21 protein-coding genes are annotated in these 18444 nt (G+C 70.2%); 11 read left to right on the top strand and 10 right to left on the bottom strand.

Annotation, left to right across the window (positions count from 1 at the left end; all coding sequences use genetic code 11):
- Nucleotides 1-30: 30 nt before the first annotated feature.
- Together ACYQ1L_RS09265 and ACYQ1L_RS09260 are read left to right on the top strand one after the other, a co-directional pair.
- Nucleotides 31-543, top strand: coding sequence for a GAF and ANTAR domain-containing protein (locus ACYQ1L_RS09265; RefSeq protein ID WP_460003893.1), 513 nt, complete (start codon nt 31-33; stop codon nt 541-543).
- A 112-nt stretch (nt 544-655) separates the two neighbouring features.
- On the top strand, nt 656-1009 hold the full coding sequence (locus tag ACYQ1L_RS09260) for a hypothetical protein (protein WP_460003892.1): 354 nt from the start codon (nt 656-658) through the stop codon (nt 1007-1009).
- Nucleotides 1010-1039: 30 nt separating this feature from the next.
- Here the strand turns inward: ACYQ1L_RS09260 and ACYQ1L_RS09255 are convergent, their stop codons facing one another.
- The 4 genes from ACYQ1L_RS09255 to ACYQ1L_RS09240 form a co-directional block, all read right to left on the bottom strand.
- A complete protein-coding gene (locus ACYQ1L_RS09255; protein WP_460003891.1) occupies nt 1040-1432 on the bottom strand; it encodes a hypothetical protein in 393 nt (130 codons plus the stop codon).
- Complete coding sequence (locus ACYQ1L_RS09250; RefSeq protein WP_460003890.1) at nt 1336-2358, bottom strand: aminoacyl--tRNA ligase-related protein; 1023 nt, start codon at nt 2356-2358, stop codon at nt 1336-1338. Before ACYQ1L_RS09250 ends, ACYQ1L_RS09255 begins: the two co-directional genes overlap by 97 nt.
- A gap of 188 nt (nt 2359-2546) precedes the next feature.
- Nucleotides 2547-3236 carry an aspartate/glutamate racemase family protein gene (locus ACYQ1L_RS09245; RefSeq protein WP_460003889.1) on the bottom strand — a complete coding sequence of 230 codons (690 nt, stop codon included), beginning with the start codon at nt 3234-3236 and terminating at the stop codon, nt 2547-2549.
- A gap of 51 nt (nt 3237-3287) precedes the next feature.
- Nucleotides 3288-3557 carry a hypothetical protein gene (locus tag ACYQ1L_RS09240; protein WP_460003888.1) on the bottom strand — a complete coding sequence of 90 codons (270 nt, stop codon included), beginning with the start codon at nt 3555-3557 and terminating at the stop codon, nt 3288-3290.
- Nucleotides 3558-3663: 106 nt separating this feature from the next.
- On the opposite strand from ACYQ1L_RS09240, the gene ACYQ1L_RS09235 reads away from it, so the two are divergent.
- Nucleotides 3664-4155 carry an SRPBCC domain-containing protein gene (locus tag ACYQ1L_RS09235; RefSeq protein WP_460003887.1) on the top strand — a complete coding sequence of 164 codons (492 nt, stop codon included), beginning with the start codon at nt 3664-3666 and terminating at the stop codon, nt 4153-4155.
- On the opposite strand, the gene ACYQ1L_RS09230 is transcribed toward ACYQ1L_RS09235, so the two are convergent.
- On the bottom strand, nt 4156-4284 hold the full coding sequence (locus ACYQ1L_RS09230; protein ID WP_460003886.1) for a hypothetical protein: 129 nt from the start codon (nt 4282-4284) through the stop codon (nt 4156-4158).
- Nucleotides 4285-4306: 22 nt separating this feature from the next.
- Entirely contained in the window at nt 4307-5050 is a 744-nt protein-coding gene (locus tag ACYQ1L_RS09225) for a formylglycine-generating enzyme family protein (protein ID WP_460003885.1), read from the bottom strand.
- 40 nt (nt 5051-5090) lie between these two features.
- On the opposite strand from ACYQ1L_RS09225, the gene ACYQ1L_RS09220 reads away from it, so the two are divergent.
- The 8 genes from ACYQ1L_RS09220 (at nt 5091) to ACYQ1L_RS09185 (ending at nt 11935) form a co-directional block, all read left to right on the top strand.
- Entirely contained in the window at nt 5091-5600 is a 510-nt protein-coding gene (locus tag ACYQ1L_RS09220; RefSeq protein ID WP_460003884.1) for a DUF2127 domain-containing protein, read from the top strand.
- A gap of 10 nt (nt 5601-5610) precedes the next feature.
- Complete coding sequence (locus tag ACYQ1L_RS09215; protein ID WP_460003883.1) at nt 5611-6183, top strand: dihydrofolate reductase family protein; 573 nt, start codon at nt 5611-5613, stop codon at nt 6181-6183.
- 54 nt (nt 6184-6237) lie between these two features.
- Nucleotides 6238-7680 carry an adenosylhomocysteinase gene (locus ACYQ1L_RS09210; protein ID WP_460003882.1) on the top strand — a complete coding sequence of 481 codons (1443 nt, stop codon included), beginning with the start codon at nt 6238-6240 and terminating at the stop codon, nt 7678-7680.
- Nucleotides 7677-8984, top strand: coding sequence for an amidohydrolase family protein (locus ACYQ1L_RS09205; RefSeq protein ID WP_460003881.1), 1308 nt, complete (start codon nt 7677-7679; stop codon nt 8982-8984). Before ACYQ1L_RS09210 ends, ACYQ1L_RS09205 begins: the two co-directional genes overlap by 4 nt.
- Nucleotides 8981-9412 carry a cupin domain-containing protein gene (locus tag ACYQ1L_RS09200; RefSeq protein ID WP_460003880.1) on the top strand — a complete coding sequence of 144 codons (432 nt, stop codon included), beginning with the start codon at nt 8981-8983 and terminating at the stop codon, nt 9410-9412. The genes ACYQ1L_RS09205 and ACYQ1L_RS09200 overlap by 4 nt, the downstream gene beginning before the upstream one ends.
- A gap of 62 nt (nt 9413-9474) precedes the next feature.
- Complete coding sequence (locus tag ACYQ1L_RS09195; RefSeq protein ID WP_460003879.1) at nt 9475-10338, top strand: ABC transporter substrate-binding protein; 864 nt, start codon at nt 9475-9477, stop codon at nt 10336-10338.
- A complete protein-coding gene (locus tag ACYQ1L_RS09190) occupies nt 10335-11201 on the top strand; it encodes an amino acid ABC transporter permease (RefSeq protein ID WP_460003878.1) in 867 nt (288 codons plus the stop codon). The genes ACYQ1L_RS09195 and ACYQ1L_RS09190 overlap by 4 nt, the downstream gene beginning before the upstream one ends.
- Nucleotides 11198-11935 (top strand): amino acid ABC transporter ATP-binding protein, encoded by a 738-nt coding sequence (locus ACYQ1L_RS09185; RefSeq protein ID WP_460003877.1) that lies wholly within the window; start codon nt 11198-11200, stop codon nt 11933-11935. The genes ACYQ1L_RS09190 and ACYQ1L_RS09185 overlap by 4 nt, the downstream gene beginning before the upstream one ends.
- 37 nt (nt 11936-11972) lie before the next feature.
- Here the strand turns inward: ACYQ1L_RS09185 and ACYQ1L_RS09180 are convergent, their stop codons facing one another.
- The 4 genes from ACYQ1L_RS09180 to polA all read right to left on the bottom strand — a co-directional run bounded on the left by ACYQ1L_RS09180 (nt 11973) and on the right by polA (nt 18332).
- Complete coding sequence (locus ACYQ1L_RS09180) at nt 11973-12740, bottom strand: SGNH/GDSL hydrolase family protein (protein WP_460003876.1); 768 nt, start codon at nt 12738-12740, stop codon at nt 11973-11975.
- Between the two features lie 85 nt (nt 12741-12825).
- Nucleotides 12826-13860, bottom strand: coding sequence for an LLM class flavin-dependent oxidoreductase (locus ACYQ1L_RS09175; protein WP_460003875.1), 1035 nt, complete (start codon nt 13858-13860; stop codon nt 12826-12828).
- An 82-nt stretch (nt 13861-13942) separates the two neighbouring features.
- Entirely contained in the window at nt 13943-15628 is a 1686-nt protein-coding gene (locus ACYQ1L_RS09170) for a DUF885 domain-containing protein (RefSeq protein ID WP_460003874.1), read from the bottom strand.
- A gap of 97 nt (nt 15629-15725) precedes the next feature.
- On the bottom strand, nt 15726-18332 hold the full coding sequence (polA, locus tag ACYQ1L_RS09165) for a DNA polymerase I (protein WP_460005790.1): 2607 nt from the start codon (nt 18330-18332) through the stop codon (nt 15726-15728).
- Nucleotides 18333-18444: the final 112 nt, after the last annotated feature.

Genomic DNA, 18444 nt, shown 5'->3' with positions numbered 1-18444 from the left:
CCTCGATGTGCCGCCACAGATCTGGTCGAGGTGCTCCAATTGTCGGCGCAGTCCGGTCCCTGCATCGACTGCTTCCGCACCGGCTCCCCCATCCTGGTGCCATCGCTCGCGACGGCGTCCGGCTGGGATTCCTTCCGCATCGAGGCGCTGGCGCAGGGATTCGCGTCGATCCACGCACTCCCGCTCCGGCTCAGGGAGCAGACCATCGGCACCCTGAACTTGATGGGGGCGCAGGAAGGCCCGCTGTCCGAAGAGGTGCTGGTCGCCGCCCGCGCTCTCGCGGACGTGGCCACCATCGGGATCCTCCATGAGCGCTCTTTCCGGGAGTCCGAGCTGCTCGCGGAGCAGCTTCGCATCGCCCTCAGCAGCCGTGTCGTCATCGAGCAGGCGAAGGGCGTGGTGTCGTTCACTGCTGATCTGCCCATCGACCAGGCCTTCGAACGCATCCGCTCCTATGCCCGGCGCAACCAGCTGCCGCTGAGCCAGGTCGCGGGCAGGATCGTGCGGCGGGAACTGCATTTCGACGCCGACTCCGAGCGATGATCTGAAGCCGTCCAGGGGTTGCCCGGACTTGGGCGGCTCCTAGACTGGGAAGAGGAGAGAAGACGCCCCAGACCCCGGCGCACGAGTTTGACGCTGCGCACGGGACTCTGACATGAAGCTGATCATCACTCCGCTGGGTTCGTACCTCACGGGCGACGAGATCGCCGACGCTCTCCTGGACTACGGTCACGCGCTCGCCCGGAACCAGACCACGGACCTCGTGGACGTCCCTGTCGTGGCGGAACAGTCAACGAGAAGGCTGCGTCTCACCGTCGGATGGATGGTGCAGCTGCAGAGCCTGGATGCCGAACCCCGCGAACCGGAGCTCGTCTCGCTCTCCACCACGAAGGCGCTGCGGGCCCGAACCGCCAAGCTCCTCGAAGGCGAGCCGAGCCTGGCGTGGCCGGCCGAGCCCGAGACCGGGGCCGGGACGGACGAGGACGGCTTCTTCGAGTACGGCCTGTGAGCCGTCACCCCCCGGCACTGCGTGAGGCGGTCAGTACGCGCGGGCGACGACCGCGACCAGATCCTGCTCGGGATGCATCGGATCCGGCATCCGGCCGTCGCGGGTCTGCAGGCAGCGCACGGTGATGGCGTGCGTGTTGAGCTCCCTCTCCCCCGCTTCGCCGAGTTCGGCCCAGCTGATCACCGCGAAGCCGGTCGCCGCGGCCTCGCGTGCCTCGTCGATCGTCGACACGTGCGTCGTGCGTGCAGCGAGACGCCGGCGGGCGTGCGCGAGCATGTCGTCCTGCATCTGCTCCAACAGTCCGGGAACCGTCGACGCGAGGCTGCTCATCGGCAGCGCGGACTTGCCGTCGACGCCACGACGGGCGTACGTGACCTGAGCCGCGTCGAGATCGCGCGGGCCGACCTCGATCCGCAGCGGCACGCCCTTGAGCTCCCACTCGGTGGCACGACGGCCGAAGCCCGGGGGCCACGTGCGTCGAGCTTCGCACGCACTCCCGCGGCCTCCAGGTCGGCGACGACCCGCCGTGCGGCATCGACCGTGCGATCGTCGTCCTTCACGGCGATGACGACCACCTGGTGCGGCGCGATGCGCGGAGGGATGCGCAGCCCGGAATCGTCGCCGTGCGACATGAAGAGGCCGCCCATCATCCGCGTCGACGAGCCCCATGAGGTCGTCCACGCGGTCTGCACCCGGCCCTGAGCATCCGTGTACGTGATGTCGAAGGCGGTGGCGAAGTTCTGGCCGAGCTCGTGACTCGTGGCCATCTGCAGCGCCTTGCCGTCGCCCATCATCGCCTCGCACGTCATCGTGTTGATGGCGCCGGCGAAACGCTCGGACGGACTCTTGAAGCCGGGCAGCACCGGGATCGCCAGAACGTTCTCGAGGAAGTCCTGGTACACCTCGAGATGGATCCGGGTGGCGTACGCCGCGGCATCCTCGCGCGTCGCGTGCGCGGTGTGCCCCTCCTGCCACAGGAACTCGCTGGTGCGCAGGAACAGCCGCGGACGCATCTCCCAGCGCACGACGTTCGCCCACTGGTTCAGCAGCAGCGGCAGATCGCGGTGGGATTGGATCCACTTGGCCATGAGCTCGCCGAACACGGTCTCGGATGTCGGCCGGACGACCACCGGCTCGGTGAGCTCCTTCCCGCCGGCGTGCGTGACCACGGCGAGCTCCGGACTGAAGCCCTCGACCTGCTCGGCCTCGCGCTCGAGGTACGACTGCGGAATGAACAGCGGCAGGTACACGTTCTCGGCGCCGGCCGCCTTGATGCGCGCATCCACTTCGGCCTGCATCCGCTCCCACATCGCGTAGGCGTACGGTCGGATGACCATCGTGCCGCGCACGGGTCCGTTGTCGGCGAGTTCGGCCTTCTCCAGACATCCTGGTACCAGCGAGGGAAGTCGGTGTCGACGGATGCGAGGATCCTCTGTCGTTCTGCCACGAGGCCAGGCTATTGCCCCGCGTCGATCTCGCCGAGACCGACGATCGGGTCTTCTCGTCGGGCGGGGCGGCCGCTCCCCCGCCGCGCTTCTCAGAGGCCCGCAGCCTTGAGGGCGGCGGCCACGTGCAGCGCGGTGGTCGGGAAGACCGGCACGTCCACGTCTCGCTGGGTGATGAGCAGCTCGATCTCGGTGCAGCCGAGGATGATTCCCTCGGCGCCCGCGCCTGCCAGGCGCTCGATGACCTCCTGATATGCCCGACGCGACTCCTCGGTGATGAGCCCCTGCGTCAGCTCTTCGTAGATGATCCGATGCACGACCGCCCGGTCCTCGGCATCCGGAACCAGCGCGGCGATGCCGTGTGATGCGAGGCGGTCGCGGTAGAACGCCTGTTCCATCGTGAAGGCCGTGCCCAGCAAGCCGACTGTGCGCAGGCGCGCGGCGGTGATCGCCTCCGCGGTCGAGTCCGCGATGTGCAGGAAAGGGACGCTGATGGCCTCGGTGATCCTGTCCGCGACGAGGTGCATCGTGTTCGTGCACAGCACCACGAGGCCCGCGCCGGCGGCCTCGAGCCCGCGCGCGTGGGACGCGAGCAGGTCGCCCGCGGCGTCCCACTCCCCTGACGCCTGCATCGCCTCGATCTCTGCGAAATCGAGCGAGTCGAGCAGGATCGGGGCCGAGTGGAAGCCGCCGAGCTCCTGTCTCACCTGCTCGTTCGCCATCCGGTACCAGTCCAGTGAGGACTCCCAGCTCATGCCGCCCAGGACGCCGATGGTCTTCATGCCTTCACGGTACCGGCGAGACCAGCACGCATGACGCGGGAGCCCTCGGAGCTATACCGACCCGCCGTTGTGGTGCCGGGCGGCGGCATCCCCGGTCCATGGAGGCGCGCGTTCGGTCGACCCCCGCCCCTCTCGCCTCGCCGCCAACACGGATGCAAGGCCGGCGAGCAGCATGATGACGACGCCCGAGATGACACCCGCGCGGACATCCTGTGACATGAACCAGATACCGGAGCCGGCAAGCACACCGAACAGCAGCGCGGTCGTCCACGCGGCGACGAGATAGCCCCGTGTGGGTCGCGGAACGGGGGTGTCGTTCATGTCTGAAGGATACGGACGGGTCTGCGGTCACACCAGCGCGTGATGCGCGGTGGGACGCGTGTCCTCAACCTGGAATGCCACGACCAGGGCCGCGGTTCACGAGGACATGATCACCGGGGAATTCTCCGCCGAGCGCGCGTTCGCACGGCCCCTGTCGGAAGTGTGGCGTGGATACAGCGATCCTGCCCTGCGTGCGCTCTGGCGCTCGGTTCCCGGTTCGCGAAGCCGCTTCTCCGTCGACTTCCGGCCGGGCGGCAGGGAGGTCGCCGAGGGGATCTTCGCGCCATCGGGGGTCGATGAGGCCATCGTGGCGACGGCGGACTTCCTCGACATCGTCGACCATGACCGCATCGTCTTCGCCTCATCGCTGCGGCTCGACGGCGTCCTTCGCTGGGCCTCCCTCGTGACGGTCGTGTTCAGCGGCGGGGACGCGACAACATCCGTGCGGCACACCGAGCAGTTCTCGTTCCTGGCCTACGACGGTGACGGTGAGAACGACGTCGCCCATCTCCGCGGCGGTCTGAACCTGCAGTGGAATCGCTTCGAGGTCGCGCTGGACTCGTTGCGCGCAGATACGTCGCAGAGCGTGAGGCTCTGATCAGGCCGGACCCTCCGGGTGCGCCAGGTCGTAGGCGCGGGACAGCTTCTGCGGGACGACCATGCGCCACGCATCCACGACGAACTCGCGCGCTTCTCCCGGCTCGAGAGCGGCGAGGGTGGAGCCCACGCAACCCCCTGAGTTCGTCGACTCAGCGCCGCGGCGTCCAGCCCGCCGGCAGCGGGCCGTTGAGAAGCGCGCGCTCCTCGTCGGCCGCACGGGACCAGCCCTGCGCCGCATCCTCGGCGTCGAAGCCACCGCGTGCGACGCGGAAGCCCAGATCGTCCTGTGCGGTGCGTGGGTCCCCGCCCCGCCGCACGGAGGCGCGCACGCTCCACGCGTCGTCGGCGAACCCGCCGCCGCGGAACACCCGGTATTCGCCGTAGCGGGCGGGATCCAGCAGGTCCCAGCACCACTCCCACACATTTCCGAGGGTGTCGAAGAGCCCGTTCAGGTTGGGCATCCGCTCCCCCACGCGCTGCGCGTGACGGACGCCGTCGGCGGCCGTCCACGCGACCTCGTGCAGGGGGCCGTAGTGCGGCGTCGTGGAGCCGGCACGGCACGCGTACTCCCACTCCGCCTCCGTGGGCAGCCGGTATCCGTCGGCGGTGACGTCCCAGCGCACCTCGGTGCCGTAGAACCGATATACCGGGTCGAGCCCCTCCCACTCGGATGCCGCATTGCAGAAGCGGATCGCCCGCTGCCAGGAGATGTCCACCGCCGGACGGTCCGGATGCTCGGCCGCGATCCCGAGCAGCTCCGAGGCCTGCTCCTCGGTGACGGCGAACACGCCGATCTCGAAAGGCTCCAGCGCGACGGTCCAGCGCCGGCGGGTCCGTGCGTCGTGCAGGGCGACGGAACCGGCCGGCAGGGAACGCATCTCGATCTCACTCATCTCAGGGCAGTCTAAGAGCCGGGTCCGTACCATCGGATCCATGTCTGCCGCCGCCCCGCATCGCACGCTCGATCGAGTCTTCGCGGTGAGCCTCGTGCTGAAGGGCGTGGACGGTGTCGCCGAGCTCATCGGCGGCCTCGCCCTGCTGTTCATCTCTCCGTCCCGGCTCCGGGACTGGCTCGGCGATGTGGTCTCCTTCGTCCTGGTCGGGCACGAGCACTCCCCCGTGTTCCACTGGGCCATGCACCTCGGGGACTCGTGGGGCACCGGGACGACGCTGTTCGCGGCCGCGTACCTGCTGCTGCACGGCATCGTCAAGGTGGTGCTCGTCTGGGCGCTGCTGCGCGAGCAGCTCTGGGCATATCCCTGGATGCTCGCCGCTCTCGCCGTGTTCATCGCGCTGCAGTGCTACGAGCTGATCGTGCATTTCAGCGGGTGGATGCTCGCGCTCACGCTCTTCGACGTGTTCATCGTGATCCTCACCGCGCGCGAATGGCAGCTGCATCGCCGTCGGCGCGCGGACGCGGCCGATGTCGGACCCGGCGTCTAGCGTCTCCTGCATGACTCGCGCGATCTTCTACACCGCTTCGACGCTGAACGGCTTCCTCGCCGATCCTCACGACTCGCTGGACTGGCTCCTCACCATCCCGCAGGACGAGGCCATGGCCGACATCGCGGCGTTCACCGAGCGGATCGGCGTGATGGTCGAGGGATCAGCGACGTATGAATGGGTGCGCGAGCACGAGGATCTGCTCGCCCACCCCGAGCGGTGGCAGCAGTTCTACGACGACCGACCGACCTTCGTCTTCACCCGACGCGAGCTGGAGAGGGTGCCCGGCGCCGACATCCGCTTCGTGGCAGGAGCGGTGACCGAGCACTGGGCGGACATCGTCGCGGCCGCCGGGGGCAAGGACGTGTGGATCGTGGGCGGCGGGGATCTCGTGGGCCAGTTCGCCGACGCCGGCCTGCTCGACGAGATCGTCGTCACCTTCGCGCCGGTGACGCTCGTCGCGGGCAAGCCGCTGCTCCCTCGCGATCTCGATCACACCCGGCTCGAGCTGATGGCCGTGCGCCATGCCGGTCCGTTCGCCGAGCTCACGTATCGGGTGTCGGGGCGCGCCGGCGACGTGTGATCACGCTCTGTCGCGCGGGGTGGGCAGGCCGGACGGACCCTCTACGCTGAACACGTGCCCGACGCCCTCCTGACTGCCGAACGGCTCGTGCGCCGGTTCGCCCGAGAGACCAACCTGCTGATCGCGGGGCGGACCATCGACGTCATCGGCGAGAGCGAGGTCGCGGACGCACTGCGCGTGCTGCTGCCGCGCCTCGGTGCGCGGTCGGGGCCCGGCGGGGTCGCATTCGCGCCCGGCGCCGAGAGCGAGATCCTGCTGGACGGGGCTCCGCTCCCCCTGCGGCAGAGCGCCGACGAGCGCATCGACTTCGCCGCCGCGCACATGCCGGTGTCGCGAGGGATCGCCGAGACGCTGCGCGGATCCGGCGCGGTGCGCGGGATCCGCATCGGCATCGCGATGGTCCTCGAGCCGAAGACGGCGCAGCTCGCCCTCCTGCTGCGTGATGCAGGCGCCGAAGTCGCGGTGTACGCGCATCCCGACGAGATCGACGTCGAGGTCGCTGAGGCGCTGCGCGCCCGGGGGATCCCCGTGGACGGCGATCCCGCGCTCCCGGGTGCTGCGGAGCGGGCGGCCGCTGTCACGTTCCTCCGCCGAGATCACGAGCTGCTCCTCGACGATGGCTCCCACCTGATCCGGCTCGCGCACGAGGAAGGGATCCTCGCGGGCCTGCGCGGCGCCGCCGAGGAGACCACGAGCGGCCTCGCGCCCCTGCGTCGGATGGCCGCCGAGGGCGCGCTGCGGATCCCGGTGATCGCCGTCAACGACGCGCCGATGAAGACCGCTTTCGACAACAGGTACGGCACCGGGCAATCCTGCGTCTTCGCCATCGCCGATGTGCTCGACGCGGCGGGCATCGGCCTGCGCGATCAACCCGCGGTCGTCGTCGGATACGGCCCCGTGGGCGAGGGCGTCGCGGCGCATCTGCGGGCGCTCGGCGCCGCGGTCGCCATCACGGAGACGGATCCGGGACGAGCCCTGCGCGCGGCACACGACGGCTATGCCACCGGCCTGCTGCGGGACCTCGCGCCCGGCGCACTCGTCGTCTCGGCCACGGGCGCGCCGCACACGATCGACGCCGCCACTCTGCGCGCGGCGCGGATCGCGGCGGTCGCCGGAGGGGTTCCGGGCGAGGTGGACGTCGATCTCTCCGCTCTGCAGCCGGTGTCCCGCGCGGGATCGATGATCCCGCACCTGGACCACGCGGGTGACGGCGCCCTTCTCCTCGCACGGGGCGGTTGCGTCAACCTCGCCGCGGCCGAGGGCAACCCCATCGAGATCATGGATCTCTCCTTCGCTGTGCAGCTGTCCGCGGTCGCTCAGCTGGTCGGCTCGTCGCTGCCGGCCGGCGTGCACCCCTTCCCTGCCGATGCCGACGCCGCCGTCGCGCGAGCCGCCCTGGCCGCGCGCGGCGAGCAGATCGACGTGCGCTCCGAAGCGCAGCAGCGCGCGCAGCGGGACTGGCGTTCTCCGCGCTACCGCGGTGAGGGCACAGCATGACCGGCGTCACCCTCTACTCGGCCGGACAGGTCTTCCCGATCACCGCACCGCCCATCGCCGAGGGCGCGGTCGCGGTGCAGAACGGACGGATCCTGCACGTGGGCGAACGCGCCTGGGTGCGTCGCTCGCTCGCCGATCGAGGCATCACGCCGATCGAGGTGCACTGGCCCGGGGTGCTGATCCCGGGCCTCGTGAACGCGCATTCCCATCTCCAGTACACCGGCATGGCCGAGGTCGGACAGGGCCGGTATCACGGGTTCGAGGACTGGGCCAGGGCGTTCGATCCGGTGTACGAACGCGGACGGGACTGGTCTGCGGACGCTGCCGACGGCGCGGCGCAGCTTATCCGCTCCGGGACCACCGCGGTCGCCGATGTCGTGACGGACGTCGCGGCGGCAGCGGCGCTGCACGATGCGCGGTTGCACGGCATCACCTACTGGGAGGTGATGAGCTGGACCAACGCCGACTGGGCGCGTACCGGCCGTCGCCAGGTGGAGGACGCCCTGGACGCCCTTCCCGCTCCCCCGGGCACCGGGCTCTCGCCGCACGCGCCCTACTCGCTCGAGATCGAGCCCCTCCTGGAGATCCCCGACATCGTCAGGAAACGCGGCGGCCGGATCCACATCCATCTCGGCGAGGCGGCTTTCGAGAGCGAATTCGCGCACGACCAGGCGCACGCCTGGCACACGGCCGGCCTCACGAGCTTCCAGGAGCTGCGGGACGCGGGCTTCGGCACCAGCGCGACGGAGTTCGTGGACCAGCTCGGGGTGCTCGGCCCGGACTGCCACATCGCGCATGGCGTCTACATGAGCGCCCGCGACCGCGCGATCCTGCGCGAGCGCCACACGAGCGTCGCGCTGTGTCCGCGCTCCAACGCCGTGATCGGGCTCGAGGAGCCGCCGATCGCCGCGTATCTGCGCGAGGGCAACCCGATCGCGGTGGGCACCGACTCGCTCTCGTCGAGCCCTTCCCTCGACCTGCTGGCGGACGTCGCAGAGCTGGCGCGCATCGCTCGCTCGCAGGGCTACACCGACCGCGACCTGCATGCGCGGCTCCTGAACGCCGCGACTCTCGGCGGTGCCCACGCCATGGGCATCGACGTGGGTCCGGATCGGACGGGGTACCTCGCGGTGGGCGCACTCGCGGACCTCGCGTTCTTCGACGTGCCCTCCGGGCCCGAGGCCGTCGTGGAGCTCGTCGAGGCCGGCGCCGGACGCGCCGCCGCGACGGTGATCGCCGGCGAGCTGGGCCACGCGACACCCGCGTTCGATGCATCCCTTCCCGCGAACGGAGACACGCCATGACAGACCCGATCCCCGCGACCGCCGCCCGCCTCGGTCTGGAGCCGCATCCCGAGGGCGGCTGGTTCCGTCGCACCTGGACGAGCACGCATCCCGTGGAGACCGTGAACGGCACGCGCCCCGCCGCGACGTGCATCCATTACCTCCTCAGTGCGGACGAGTCGAGCGCCTGGCACGTGGTCTCCAGCGACGAGCTCTGGCTGTGGCACGGGCCGGGCCGTCTCGTACTGCGCCTGGGCGGATCCGGCTCCACGCCGGACGAGGCCGAGACGATCGTGCTCGGACCGGACGACGCGGCGCAGGCGCTGGTCCCCGCAGGCGTGTGGCAGGCCGCTCAACCCCTGGACGGCCTCGAAGTGCTCGTCTCCTGCTTCGTTTCGCCGGGTTTCGACTTCGCCGACTGGCGTCTCGCCTATTCCTCTACGGTATGAACGGGGCACCTGCGCCCGCCGTCGCACCCGTCCGCCCCCGCACTCGCACTTCAGGAGTCCTCGTGTCCCTCGCACCCGCCCTGCGCCGCACCGCCGTCATCGCGACGGTCGTCGCCTCCGCGCTCTCCCTCGCCGCCTGCAGCGGTGCCGCCTCGTCCTCCACGCCGTCCGCCGGCGCCGATGCCACGGGCACCGCTCTGCAGACCGTGACCGCCGGCAAGCTCACGATCGCCACGGGAGACCCGGACTACGAGCCGTGGTTCATCGACAACGACCCGGCCAACGGCAAGGGCTTCGAGGGCGCCGTCGCGAACGCGGTTGCGAAGGAGCTCGGCTTCTCCGACAAGCAGATCGTGTGGACGCGCACCGGGTTCGATGCCGCGATCGCGCCCGGCCCCAAGGACTGGGACCTGAACATCCAGCAGTTCTCCATCTCCGAGGACCGCAAGAAGGCCGTCGACTTCTCGTCGTCCTACTACACGACCACCCAGGCCGTCGTCGCGGCGAAGGGCACCCCGGCCGCGACGGCCAAGACGGTCGCCGACCTCAAGAAGGCCAAGGTCGGCGTCGCCACGGGCACCACGAGCTACACCGTCGCGAAGGCGCAGCTCGGCACCGGCAACCTCAGCGTCTTCAACTCGGTCGACGATGTCGTCCAGGCGCTCAAGGGCGGTCAGATCGATGCAATGATCACCGACCTGCCCGGCGCCTTCTACGTCACGGGCGCCCAGTTCGACAACGGCACGGTCGTCGGGCAGTTCGCCGATGACAAGGGCGGCGACCAGTTCGCGTTCGTGCTTCCCAAGAATTCTGCGCTCACCCCGGCCGTCACCAAGGCCGTCGACGCGCTCAAGAAGAACGGCACGCTGGCGGAGCTGCAGAAGAAGTGGCTTAGCGAGGCCGTGAACGTCCCCGTCCTGAAGTGACCTCGCCCCTCGTCGACGCGGCGTGGCAGCCGAGCCCGCTCGAGCTGTCCCGCCGCGCCCTGCGCCGTCGCGCCACGACGCGCTCGGTCCTGCTCGCTCTGCTGAGCAGCCTCGTGCTCGCCGCGGTGCTGGTGGCCGTCGTCGCGAACACCCCGGGGTGGACGGTCGTCCGCGAGACGTTCTTCGACCCGAAGATCGGCCTCGCCAGCGTAGGGCCGATCTTCCAGGGACTGCTGGTGAACCTTCTCGTGCTGGTGATCGCGGCCGTCTGCGTCGCGCTGCTCGGCACGCTGCTGGCGGTGCTGCGATCTCTGCGCGGGCCGGTGTTCTTCCCGCTCCGGCTGCTCGCGGCGGCGTACACGGACTTCTTCCGCGGTGTTCCGCTGCTGATCGTGCTGTACCTCGTGGGCTTCGGGATCCCGGCGCTCATGATCTTCCCGCGGATGCCGGCGATGTTCTGGGGCACCATCGCCCTCGTCATCAGCTACTCCGCCTACGTCGCCGAGGTGCTCCGCGCCGGCATGGAGGCCGTGCACCCGTCTCAGCGCGTCGCTGCGCGCTCGCTCGGTCTGACGCACGGCCAGACGCTGCAGATCGTCGTGATCCCGCAGGGCGTGCGCAAGGTCGTCCCCGCGCTGATGAACGACTTCGTCTCGATGCAGAAGGACGTCGGACTCATCTCGGTGCTCGGCGCCGTGGACGCGGTCCGCGCTGCGCAGCTGCAGGTCGCGGAGACCTTCAACTTCACGCCGTACATCGTCGCCGGCCTGTTCTTCGTGGTCCTGAGCTGGCCGATGATCCGGCTCACCGACATCGTCACCGCGCGGCTCAACCGCCGCGAGCAGGCCGGGGGGATCGTATGACCGCCCCCGTCATCGAGGCGCTCGGCGTCCGCAAGCGCTTCGGGGATCACGATGTGCTGCGCGGCATCGATCTGGCGGTGGACGCGCACGAGGTCGTCGTGCTGATCGGCGCCTCCGGATCCGGCAAGTCCACCCTGCTGCGCACGATGAACCTCATCGAGCGCGTCGACGACGGACAGATCCTGCTGTCCGGCACCGACATCACGGATCCACGGATCGATGCGGATGCCGTCCGCGCGCGGATCGGTGTCGTCTTCCAGCACTTCAATCTCTTCCCGCATCTGACGGTGCTCGACAACATCACACTGGCCGCACGCCGGGTGCACCGGATGGCGAAGGCGGACGCGGTGCGACGGGGCCGGGAGCTCCTTACCGCGCTGGGCCTCGGGGACAAGGCCGACGCCTATCCGGACCGGCTCTCCGGCGGGCAGCAGCAGCGCGTCGCGATCGTGCGCGCGATCCTCACGGATCCTGAGCTCCTGCTTCTGGACGAGATCACGAGCGCCCTGGACCCGCAGCTCGTCGGCGAGGTGCTCGATCTCGTTCGCGAGCTCAAGCAGCGGGGCACGACCATCCTCATGGCCACTCACGAGATGTCGTTCGCGCGCGAGGTCGCCGACCGGGTCGTGTTCCTCAAGGACGGGGTCCTCGTGGAGCAGGGGCCGCCGGCGCAGATCTTCGACGCGCCTCAGCACCCGGCGACGGCGGAGTTCCTGGCGCGCGTGACGCGCTGAGCGCCGCCCTGCGACCTGGGCCGGGCCGTCCGGTCGCTCAGTCGGCCGACGATGGGCGGATCTCGGTCCACTCCGGGAACTTCGGGCGGCGACCGTCTCCGGAGGAGCGCCGGGTGACGCGCCGCTTGATCCACGGACCGACGTGCCGACGGTAGTACGCGGCAGTGCTCAGCGGCTCGGACTCCGGCGCCGCACGGGCGTGCCACCACTCCTCCGGAGCGCCCGCCCCGACGGCGTCGAGCACCCGGGCCGCTACGCGGTGGTGTCCGTTCGCGTTCATGTGCAGGCGATCCTCGGCCCAGTACTCCGGCCGGCTGAGCTCGTGGTCCGGCCAGTTCAGCGCCTGGAGCACGTCGGGGCGGTCCTGGATCCGCCGCAGCACCGCCGCCGACAGCTCGTCGCCGCGGCGCTGGATGAGCGAGCTGAACGGCAGCCGCGCCGAGGGGTTCGCGCCGCTCAGCACGATGAGCGTCGTGCCGGTCTCGTCGCACCGGCGCAGGACGCGCGAGAACGCATCGGCGATGTGCTCGATGTCGGCACGGGGGCGGAGCATGTCGTTGCCGCCCGCGTTGAACGAGAGGTGCGTGGGCCGCAGCGCCAGGGCGGGCTCGAGCTGCTCCTCGACGACCGGCCACGCCAGGCGTCCGCGGATCGCGAGGTTCGCGTACGAGATCGGCTCCCCCAGAGCGTCCGCCCAGCCCAGCGCAGCCAGGTCCGCCCAGCCCCGCACCCTTCCGTCGGGCAGCTCGTCGCCGACGCCCTCGCTGAAGGAGTCGCCGATGGCGACGAATCGAACCGCAGTCACGCTCTCAGCCTACGACGGCGCGGCGTGTGCCCAGGTCCCTGCCGACCCGGGCCGGGCTGCGCGGGCTCGGTGCGCCGCGAATCGGTCAGTCATCCGCCAGCAGTCGCCGCACGCGCGGGATCACCTCGGTGCCGTACAGCTCGATGCTTCGCATGAGCGCGGAATGCGGGGTCGTTCCGGTGGCGTACTTGAGGTCGAAGCGGCCGATGCCGAGGGTGCGCACGGTATCCGCGATCTTGGCGGCCACCCGGTCCGGGGATCCCGCGTACACGGCGCCCTCCGGGCCGACCTCGTTCTGGAACTGCGCACGGCTGTAGCCCGTGCCCCAGCCTCGCTCCGCGCCGATCGTGTTGCGCATGGCCTCGAAGCCCGGGTAGGCGGCGGACCAGGCCTCCTCGTCGGTGTCGGCGATGTGTCCGGGCGAGTGCACGGCCACGGGGAGCGCAGGATTGCCGAACGCGTCCACCGAGCGGTGGTAGAGATCCACGAACGGGCGGAACCGCGCGGCGGGCCCGCCGATGATCGCGAGCATGAGGCCGAGCCCGTGCCGGGCGACGCGCACGACGGATTCCGGCGAGCCGCCCACGCCCACCCAGGTGCGCATGCCCTTCTCCGTCTTGGGGAACACGTCCGCGTCCTCCAGGGGAGCGCGCACCGTGCCCTGCCAGCTCACCGGCTCCTCCTTGAGCAGCTCGACGAACAGTTCGAGCTTCTCCTCGAAGAGCCGGTCGTAGTCGCGCAGGTCGTAGCCGAACAGCGGGAAGGACTCGGTGAAGGATCCGCGCCCGAGCACGACCTCCGCGCGTCCGTTCGACAGCGCATCCAGGGTGGCGAAGCGCTCGTACACGCGCACCGGGTCGTCCGAGCTCAGCACGGTGACGGCGGTGCCGAGACGGAGACGCTCCGTGCGCGAGGCGATCGCGGCGAGCACCATCTCCGGGCTCGAGACGGCGAACTCGCGGCGGTGGTGCTCCCCCACCCCGAAGAAGTCGACGCCCACCTGGTCGGCCAGCGCGGCCTGCTCGACGATGTTGCGGATCGTCTGCGCCGCGGTGAGCGGTGTCCCGTCGTCGCCGACGGTGATGTCTCCGAAGGTGTCCAGCCCGAACTCGATGTCCATCCCGAGCCCCTTTCTATTCACCTGAATGAACTGAGGAGGGGTCGCGGGCATTCCCGCGACCCCTCCTCGGGTCTACCGGGGCTCAGCCGACCTGGAAGACGGAGCGCAGCGTGTCGAGGCCGACGCCGCCCATGTCGAGCGCGCGCTTGTGGAACGCCTTGATGTCGAAGGCGTCGCCCTCGCGCTCCTTGACGGCATCGCGCACCTGCTCCCAGATCCGCTGGCCGACCTTGTACGACGGCGCCTGGCCGGGCCAGCCCAGGTAGCGGTTCACCTCGAACTGACGGAACTCGTCCGACATGTTCACGTTGCGCCGCATCATGTCGAGTGCGTAGTCGTGATCCCACACGCCGGATCCGTCCAGACGCGGCTTGCCGAGGTGCACGCCGATGTCGAGCACGACGCGCAGGGCGCGCATCCGCTGTCCGTCGAGCATGCCCAGCCGGTCGGCGGGGTCGTCGAGGTACCCGAGCTGCTCCATGAGGCGCTCGGCGTACAGCGCCCAGCCCTCGGCGTGCCCCGAGGTGCCGGCCAGCACGCGCCGCCAGGTGTTGAGCTCGGCGCGGTTGTACGTGGCCTGCGCGATCTGCAGGTGATGTCCGGGTACGCCCTCGTGGTACACCGTGGTGAGCTCGCGCCAGGTGTCGAACTCGGTGACGCCCTCCGGCACCGACCACCACATGCGGCCGGGGCGGGAGAAGTCGTCGGTCGGGCCGGTGTAGTAGATCCCGCCCTCCTGCGTCGGCGCGATCATGCACTCGAGCGTGCGGATCTGCTCGGGGATGTCGAAGTGGGTGGCGCCGAGCTCGGCGATCGCCCGATCGCTGGTCTCCTGCATCCAGCGCTGCAGCGCATCGGTGCCGATGAGCTTGCGCGCCGGATCCGCCTCGAGGTGCGCGACGGCCTCCTCGACCGTGGCACCGGGGAGGATCTCATTCGCGATCGCGGTCTGCTCGGCGACCATCCGGGCGAGCTCCTCGCGCCCCCACTCGTAGGTCTCGTCCAGGTCGATCGTCGCGCCGAGGAAGCGCCGCGAGGCCAGCGCGTACAGGTCGCGGCCGACCGCGTCCTGCTCCCCTGCGACGGGGGCGAGCTCGGCGCTGAGGAACGAGCGCAGCGCGTCGTAGGCGACCCGCGCCGCCGCCGAGCGGTCCGCGAGGTCGCGGGCCAGGCTCGCCGGCAGCTGCCCCTCCTCGGTCGCGGCGTCGGCGACGAACGCCGTGAAGAAGCCGTCGTCGGCGGTGTAGCGGCCGATCTGCGTGGCGACCTCGACCACCTGGCGACGTGCCGGGACGACGCCCTTCGCGATCCCCTCGCGCAGCGTCTCGACGTACCCCTCGAGCGCAGCCGGGATCGCGCCGAGCCGTTCGGCGATGACGCTCCAGTCGTCGGCGGTGGCGGTCGGCATGAGGTCGAAGGCCTGGCGCACGTCCTGGGCCGCGGACGCGATCACGTTGAGGTCGCGCAGATGCCACTGGGCATCGTGCTGCTCGATCGCGAGCCGGAGCTCCGCGGAGAGGTCGGTCTTCGTGACGCGGTCGATCTCGTCGACCGGCTCCTGCGCGTCCAGCTCTGCGAGCACGCGCCGGGTCTCGGCGATCGCGTACTCGTGGCCCGCGGGGCTGAAGTCGTCGAGACGACCGTTCACCTCGTTGCGGCCGATGTAGGTGCCGAGGATCGGCGAGAGCTCGGTCAGGGTGTCGACCCAGCGTTCGGCGATCTGATCGATGGCGGAGGGCGTGCGCGTCGTGGGCTGCTCTGCGGTCATCCCATGATGCTATCCGCGGATCCGGCCCCGCTCCATGGAACGACGCGTCCCTGCCGGGCGGGTCGCGGAGCAGGGCCGGCGGCTCACCGCGCGACTCTCAGTGCGCCGCCTCGTTCCAGTCGGCGCCCCGGCCGACCTGCACGTCCAGGGGCACTGACAGGTCCGCCGCGCCGGCCATGCGCTCGCGCACGATCCGCTCGGTCGCGTCCCATTCCCCGGGTGCCACCTCGACGACGAGTTCGTCGTGGATCTGCAGCAGCACCCGCGACGACATGCCCTGCTCGAGCAGGTCGGCGTGGATGCGGAACAGCGCGATCTTCATGATGTCGGCCGCACTGCCCTGGATGGGGGCGTTGAGGGCCGCCCGCTCGGCGTTCTCGCGGAGCACCCGGTTCGGGCTGACGAGGTCGGGGAACGGGCGCCGACGGCCGAAGATCGTCTCGGTGTAGCCGACCTCCTTCGCGGCGAGCACCGAGGCGCGCAGGTAGTCGCGGACGGCGCCGAACCGCGCGAAGTACTCCATCATGAGCTGCTTCGCCTCGGACTGCTCGATGCGCAGCTGCTTGGACAGGCCGAAGGCGCGGAGCCCGTACACGAGCCCGTACGACATCGCCTTGACCTTGGTCCGCATCGCGGGCGTGACGTCCTCCGCCTCCACGCCGAACACGCGCGCTCCGACGAAGCGGTGCAGGTCCTCCCCCGAGTTGAAGGCCTCGATCAGGCCTTCATCGCCGGACAGGTGCGCCATGATCCGCATCTCGATCTGCGAATAGTCCGCGGTGAGCAGGGTCTCGTAGCCCTCCCCGACCTGGAACGCGCTGCGGATGCGGCGGGACTCCTCCGTGCGGACGGGGATGTTCTGCAGGTTCGGATCGGTGCTGCTGAGCCGGCCGGTCTGGCTGCCCGTCTGCACGTACGTCGTGTGGATGCGGTGATCGGCGCGGATCGCGGTGTCGAGCGACTCGATGATCTGCCGCAGCTTGGTCGCCTCACGGTGCTGCAGCAGCAGGTCGAGGAACGGATGCGGGTTGATCTCCTGGAGATCCGCGAGAACGGCGGCGTCCGTGGAGTAGCCGGTCTTGGTCTTGCGCGTCTTGGGCAGCTCCAGCTGGTCGAACAGCACCTCCTGCAGCTGCTTCGGCGAGCCCAGGTTGACCTCGCGGCCGATGATCTCGAACGCCGCCTGCGCGATGCCGCCTGCGCGTTCGCCCAGCTCGTGCGAGAAGCCGGAGAGGATCTCGTGCGACACGGCGACGCCGGCGAGCTCCATGTCGGCCAGCGTGATGAGCGTGGGGAGCTCGATCTCGCGGAGCACCCGGTCCACGCTCTCCGGGACGTCCGCCCGCAGCGCCGTCGCCACGCGGGCGGTGAACCAGGCGAGCTGCGCGGGAGACGCCCCCTCGGTCTCCGGCACGAGCTGGGTCGGGTCCGCCTCCGGCAGCTTCTCGCCCAGGTAGCGGTCGACGAGGTCGGCCAGCGTCTTGTCCGGGTAGCTGGGGCGCAGCAGCCAGCCGGCGAGGTTCGTGTCGTAGGCGAGGCCGCCGAGACGCACCCCTGCGGTGTGCAGCGCCTTCACCTGGGGCTTGGCGTCGTGGAGCACCTTCGGCGCCGCGGAGGCCAGCCAATCCCCGAGCGCCGCCTTCGCCGCCGGATCCCAGGGCAGCTCGACGAGGTCGTCGCCGTGAGCGAGGCCGAGGCGCCGCGGCAGACCTCCGGACACGGTCACCTCGACGGCGACCTCGCCCGTGGCGCCGGCGAGCCATGCCGGGACGGCCTCCGCCGTGAGCTCGGAGGCGGCGGGAATCACGACGGCCGCGGGCTGCTCCAGCGCAGGGGCGTCCTCGCCGACCGCCTCGAACACGCGCGGCAGCAGCGTGCGGAACTCCAGGCGCGCGAAGATGTCCCGCACCGCCTGTGCGTCGATCGGCCGGGTCGCCAGATCCGCGGGGCCGACCTCGAGCTCGACGTCCTGCAGCAGGCGGTTGAGCTTGCGGTTGCGGCGCACGTCCTCGATGTGCTCGCGCAGGTTGCCGCCGACGACGCCTTTGATCTCGTCGGCGCGCTCGAGCAGCGCGTCGAGCGAACCGAATTGCGTGAGCCACTTCACGGCCGTCTTCTCGCCCACTTTCGGCACGCCGGGCAGGTTGTCGCTGGTCTCCCCGACGAGCGCCGCGATGTCGGGATACTGCTCGGGGCGCACGCCGTAGCGCTCCTGCACCGCGATCGGGTCGTAGCGCTTCAGCTGCGACACGCCCTGCACGTTCGGGTAGAGCAGGGTCACGTCGTCGCTGACGAGCTGGATGGTGTCGCGATCGCCGGAGACCACGAGAACGTCGTAGCCCTGCGCGGTGCCCTGAGCGGCGAGGGTGGCGAGGATGTCGTCGGCCTCGATGCCCTCCTTGGTGAGCACGGGGATCGACATCGCGGCGAGGCAGTCCTGCAGCAGCGGGATCTGACCGCGGAACTCGGACGGCGTCTCCGAGCGGGTGGCTTTGTACTCCGGGTACTCGTCGGTCCGGAACGAGTGGCGGGAGGTGTCGAACGCGATCGCCATGTGGGTCGGCCGCTCCGCCTTGATGAGGTTCACCAGCATCGACAGGAACCCGTAGATCGCGTTCGTGTGCTGGTTGTCCTTGGTGGTGAAGTTCTCCACCGGAAGGGCGAAGAACGCCCGGTATGCGAGCGAATGGCCGTCGACGACCATGAGGGTAGGCTTTGCGGAGTCCGTCACCACTTCAGCCTAACGACAGCGGCGGACATCGATTCGAGGAGGATCCGCGTGACCGACCCGGCCGACACGAGCACCGCGCAGCGCA

Source organism: Microbacterium xylanilyticum, from assembly GCF_054654695.1.
Note: the sequence above shows the minus strand (reverse complement) of the source record. Positions and strands in the feature narration are given on the sequence as shown.

What these genes read in the sequence shown, in the direction of transcription:
- ACYQ1L_RS09260 (WP_460003892.1), top strand. Translation starts at nt 656, where the DNA reads ATGAAGCTGATCATCACTCCGCTGGGTTCGTACCTCACGGGCGACGAG.
- ACYQ1L_RS09245 (WP_460003889.1), bottom strand. Translation starts at nt 3,236, where the DNA reads ATGAAGACCATCGGCGTCCTGGGCGGCATGAGCTGGGAGTCCTCACTG.
- ACYQ1L_RS09240 (WP_460003888.1), bottom strand. Translation starts at nt 3,557, where the DNA reads ATGAACGACACCCCCGTTCCGCGACCCACACGGGGCTATCTCGTCGCC.
- ACYQ1L_RS09235 (WP_460003887.1), top strand. Translation starts at nt 3,664, where the DNA reads ATGATCACCGGGGAATTCTCCGCCGAGCGCGCGTTCGCACGGCCCCTG.
- ACYQ1L_RS09225 (WP_460003885.1), bottom strand. Translation starts at nt 5,050, where the DNA reads ATGAGTGAGATCGAGATGCGTTCCCTGCCGGCCGGTTCCGTCGCCCTG.
- ACYQ1L_RS09220 (WP_460003884.1), top strand. Translation starts at nt 5,091, where the DNA reads ATGTCTGCCGCCGCCCCGCATCGCACGCTCGATCGAGTCTTCGCGGTG.
- ACYQ1L_RS09215 (WP_460003883.1), top strand. Translation starts at nt 5,611, where the DNA reads ATGACTCGCGCGATCTTCTACACCGCTTCGACGCTGAACGGCTTCCTC.
- ACYQ1L_RS09205 (WP_460003881.1), top strand. Translation starts at nt 7,677, where the DNA reads ATGACCGGCGTCACCCTCTACTCGGCCGGACAGGTCTTCCCGATCACC.
- ACYQ1L_RS09200 (WP_460003880.1), top strand. Translation starts at nt 8,981, where the DNA reads ATGACAGACCCGATCCCCGCGACCGCCGCCCGCCTCGGTCTGGAGCCG.
- ACYQ1L_RS09185 (WP_460003877.1), top strand. Translation starts at nt 11,198, where the DNA reads ATGACCGCCCCCGTCATCGAGGCGCTCGGCGTCCGCAAGCGCTTCGGG.
- ACYQ1L_RS09175 (WP_460003875.1), bottom strand. Translation starts at nt 13,860, where the DNA reads ATGGACATCGAGTTCGGGCTGGACACCTTCGGAGACATCACCGTCGGC.
- ACYQ1L_RS09170 (WP_460003874.1), bottom strand. Translation starts at nt 15,628, where the DNA reads ATGACCGCAGAGCAGCCCACGACGCGCACGCCCTCCGCCATCGATCAG.
- polA (WP_460005790.1), bottom strand. Translation starts at nt 18,332, where the DNA reads ATGGTCGTCGACGGCCATTCGCTCGCATACCGGGCGTTCTTCGCCCTT.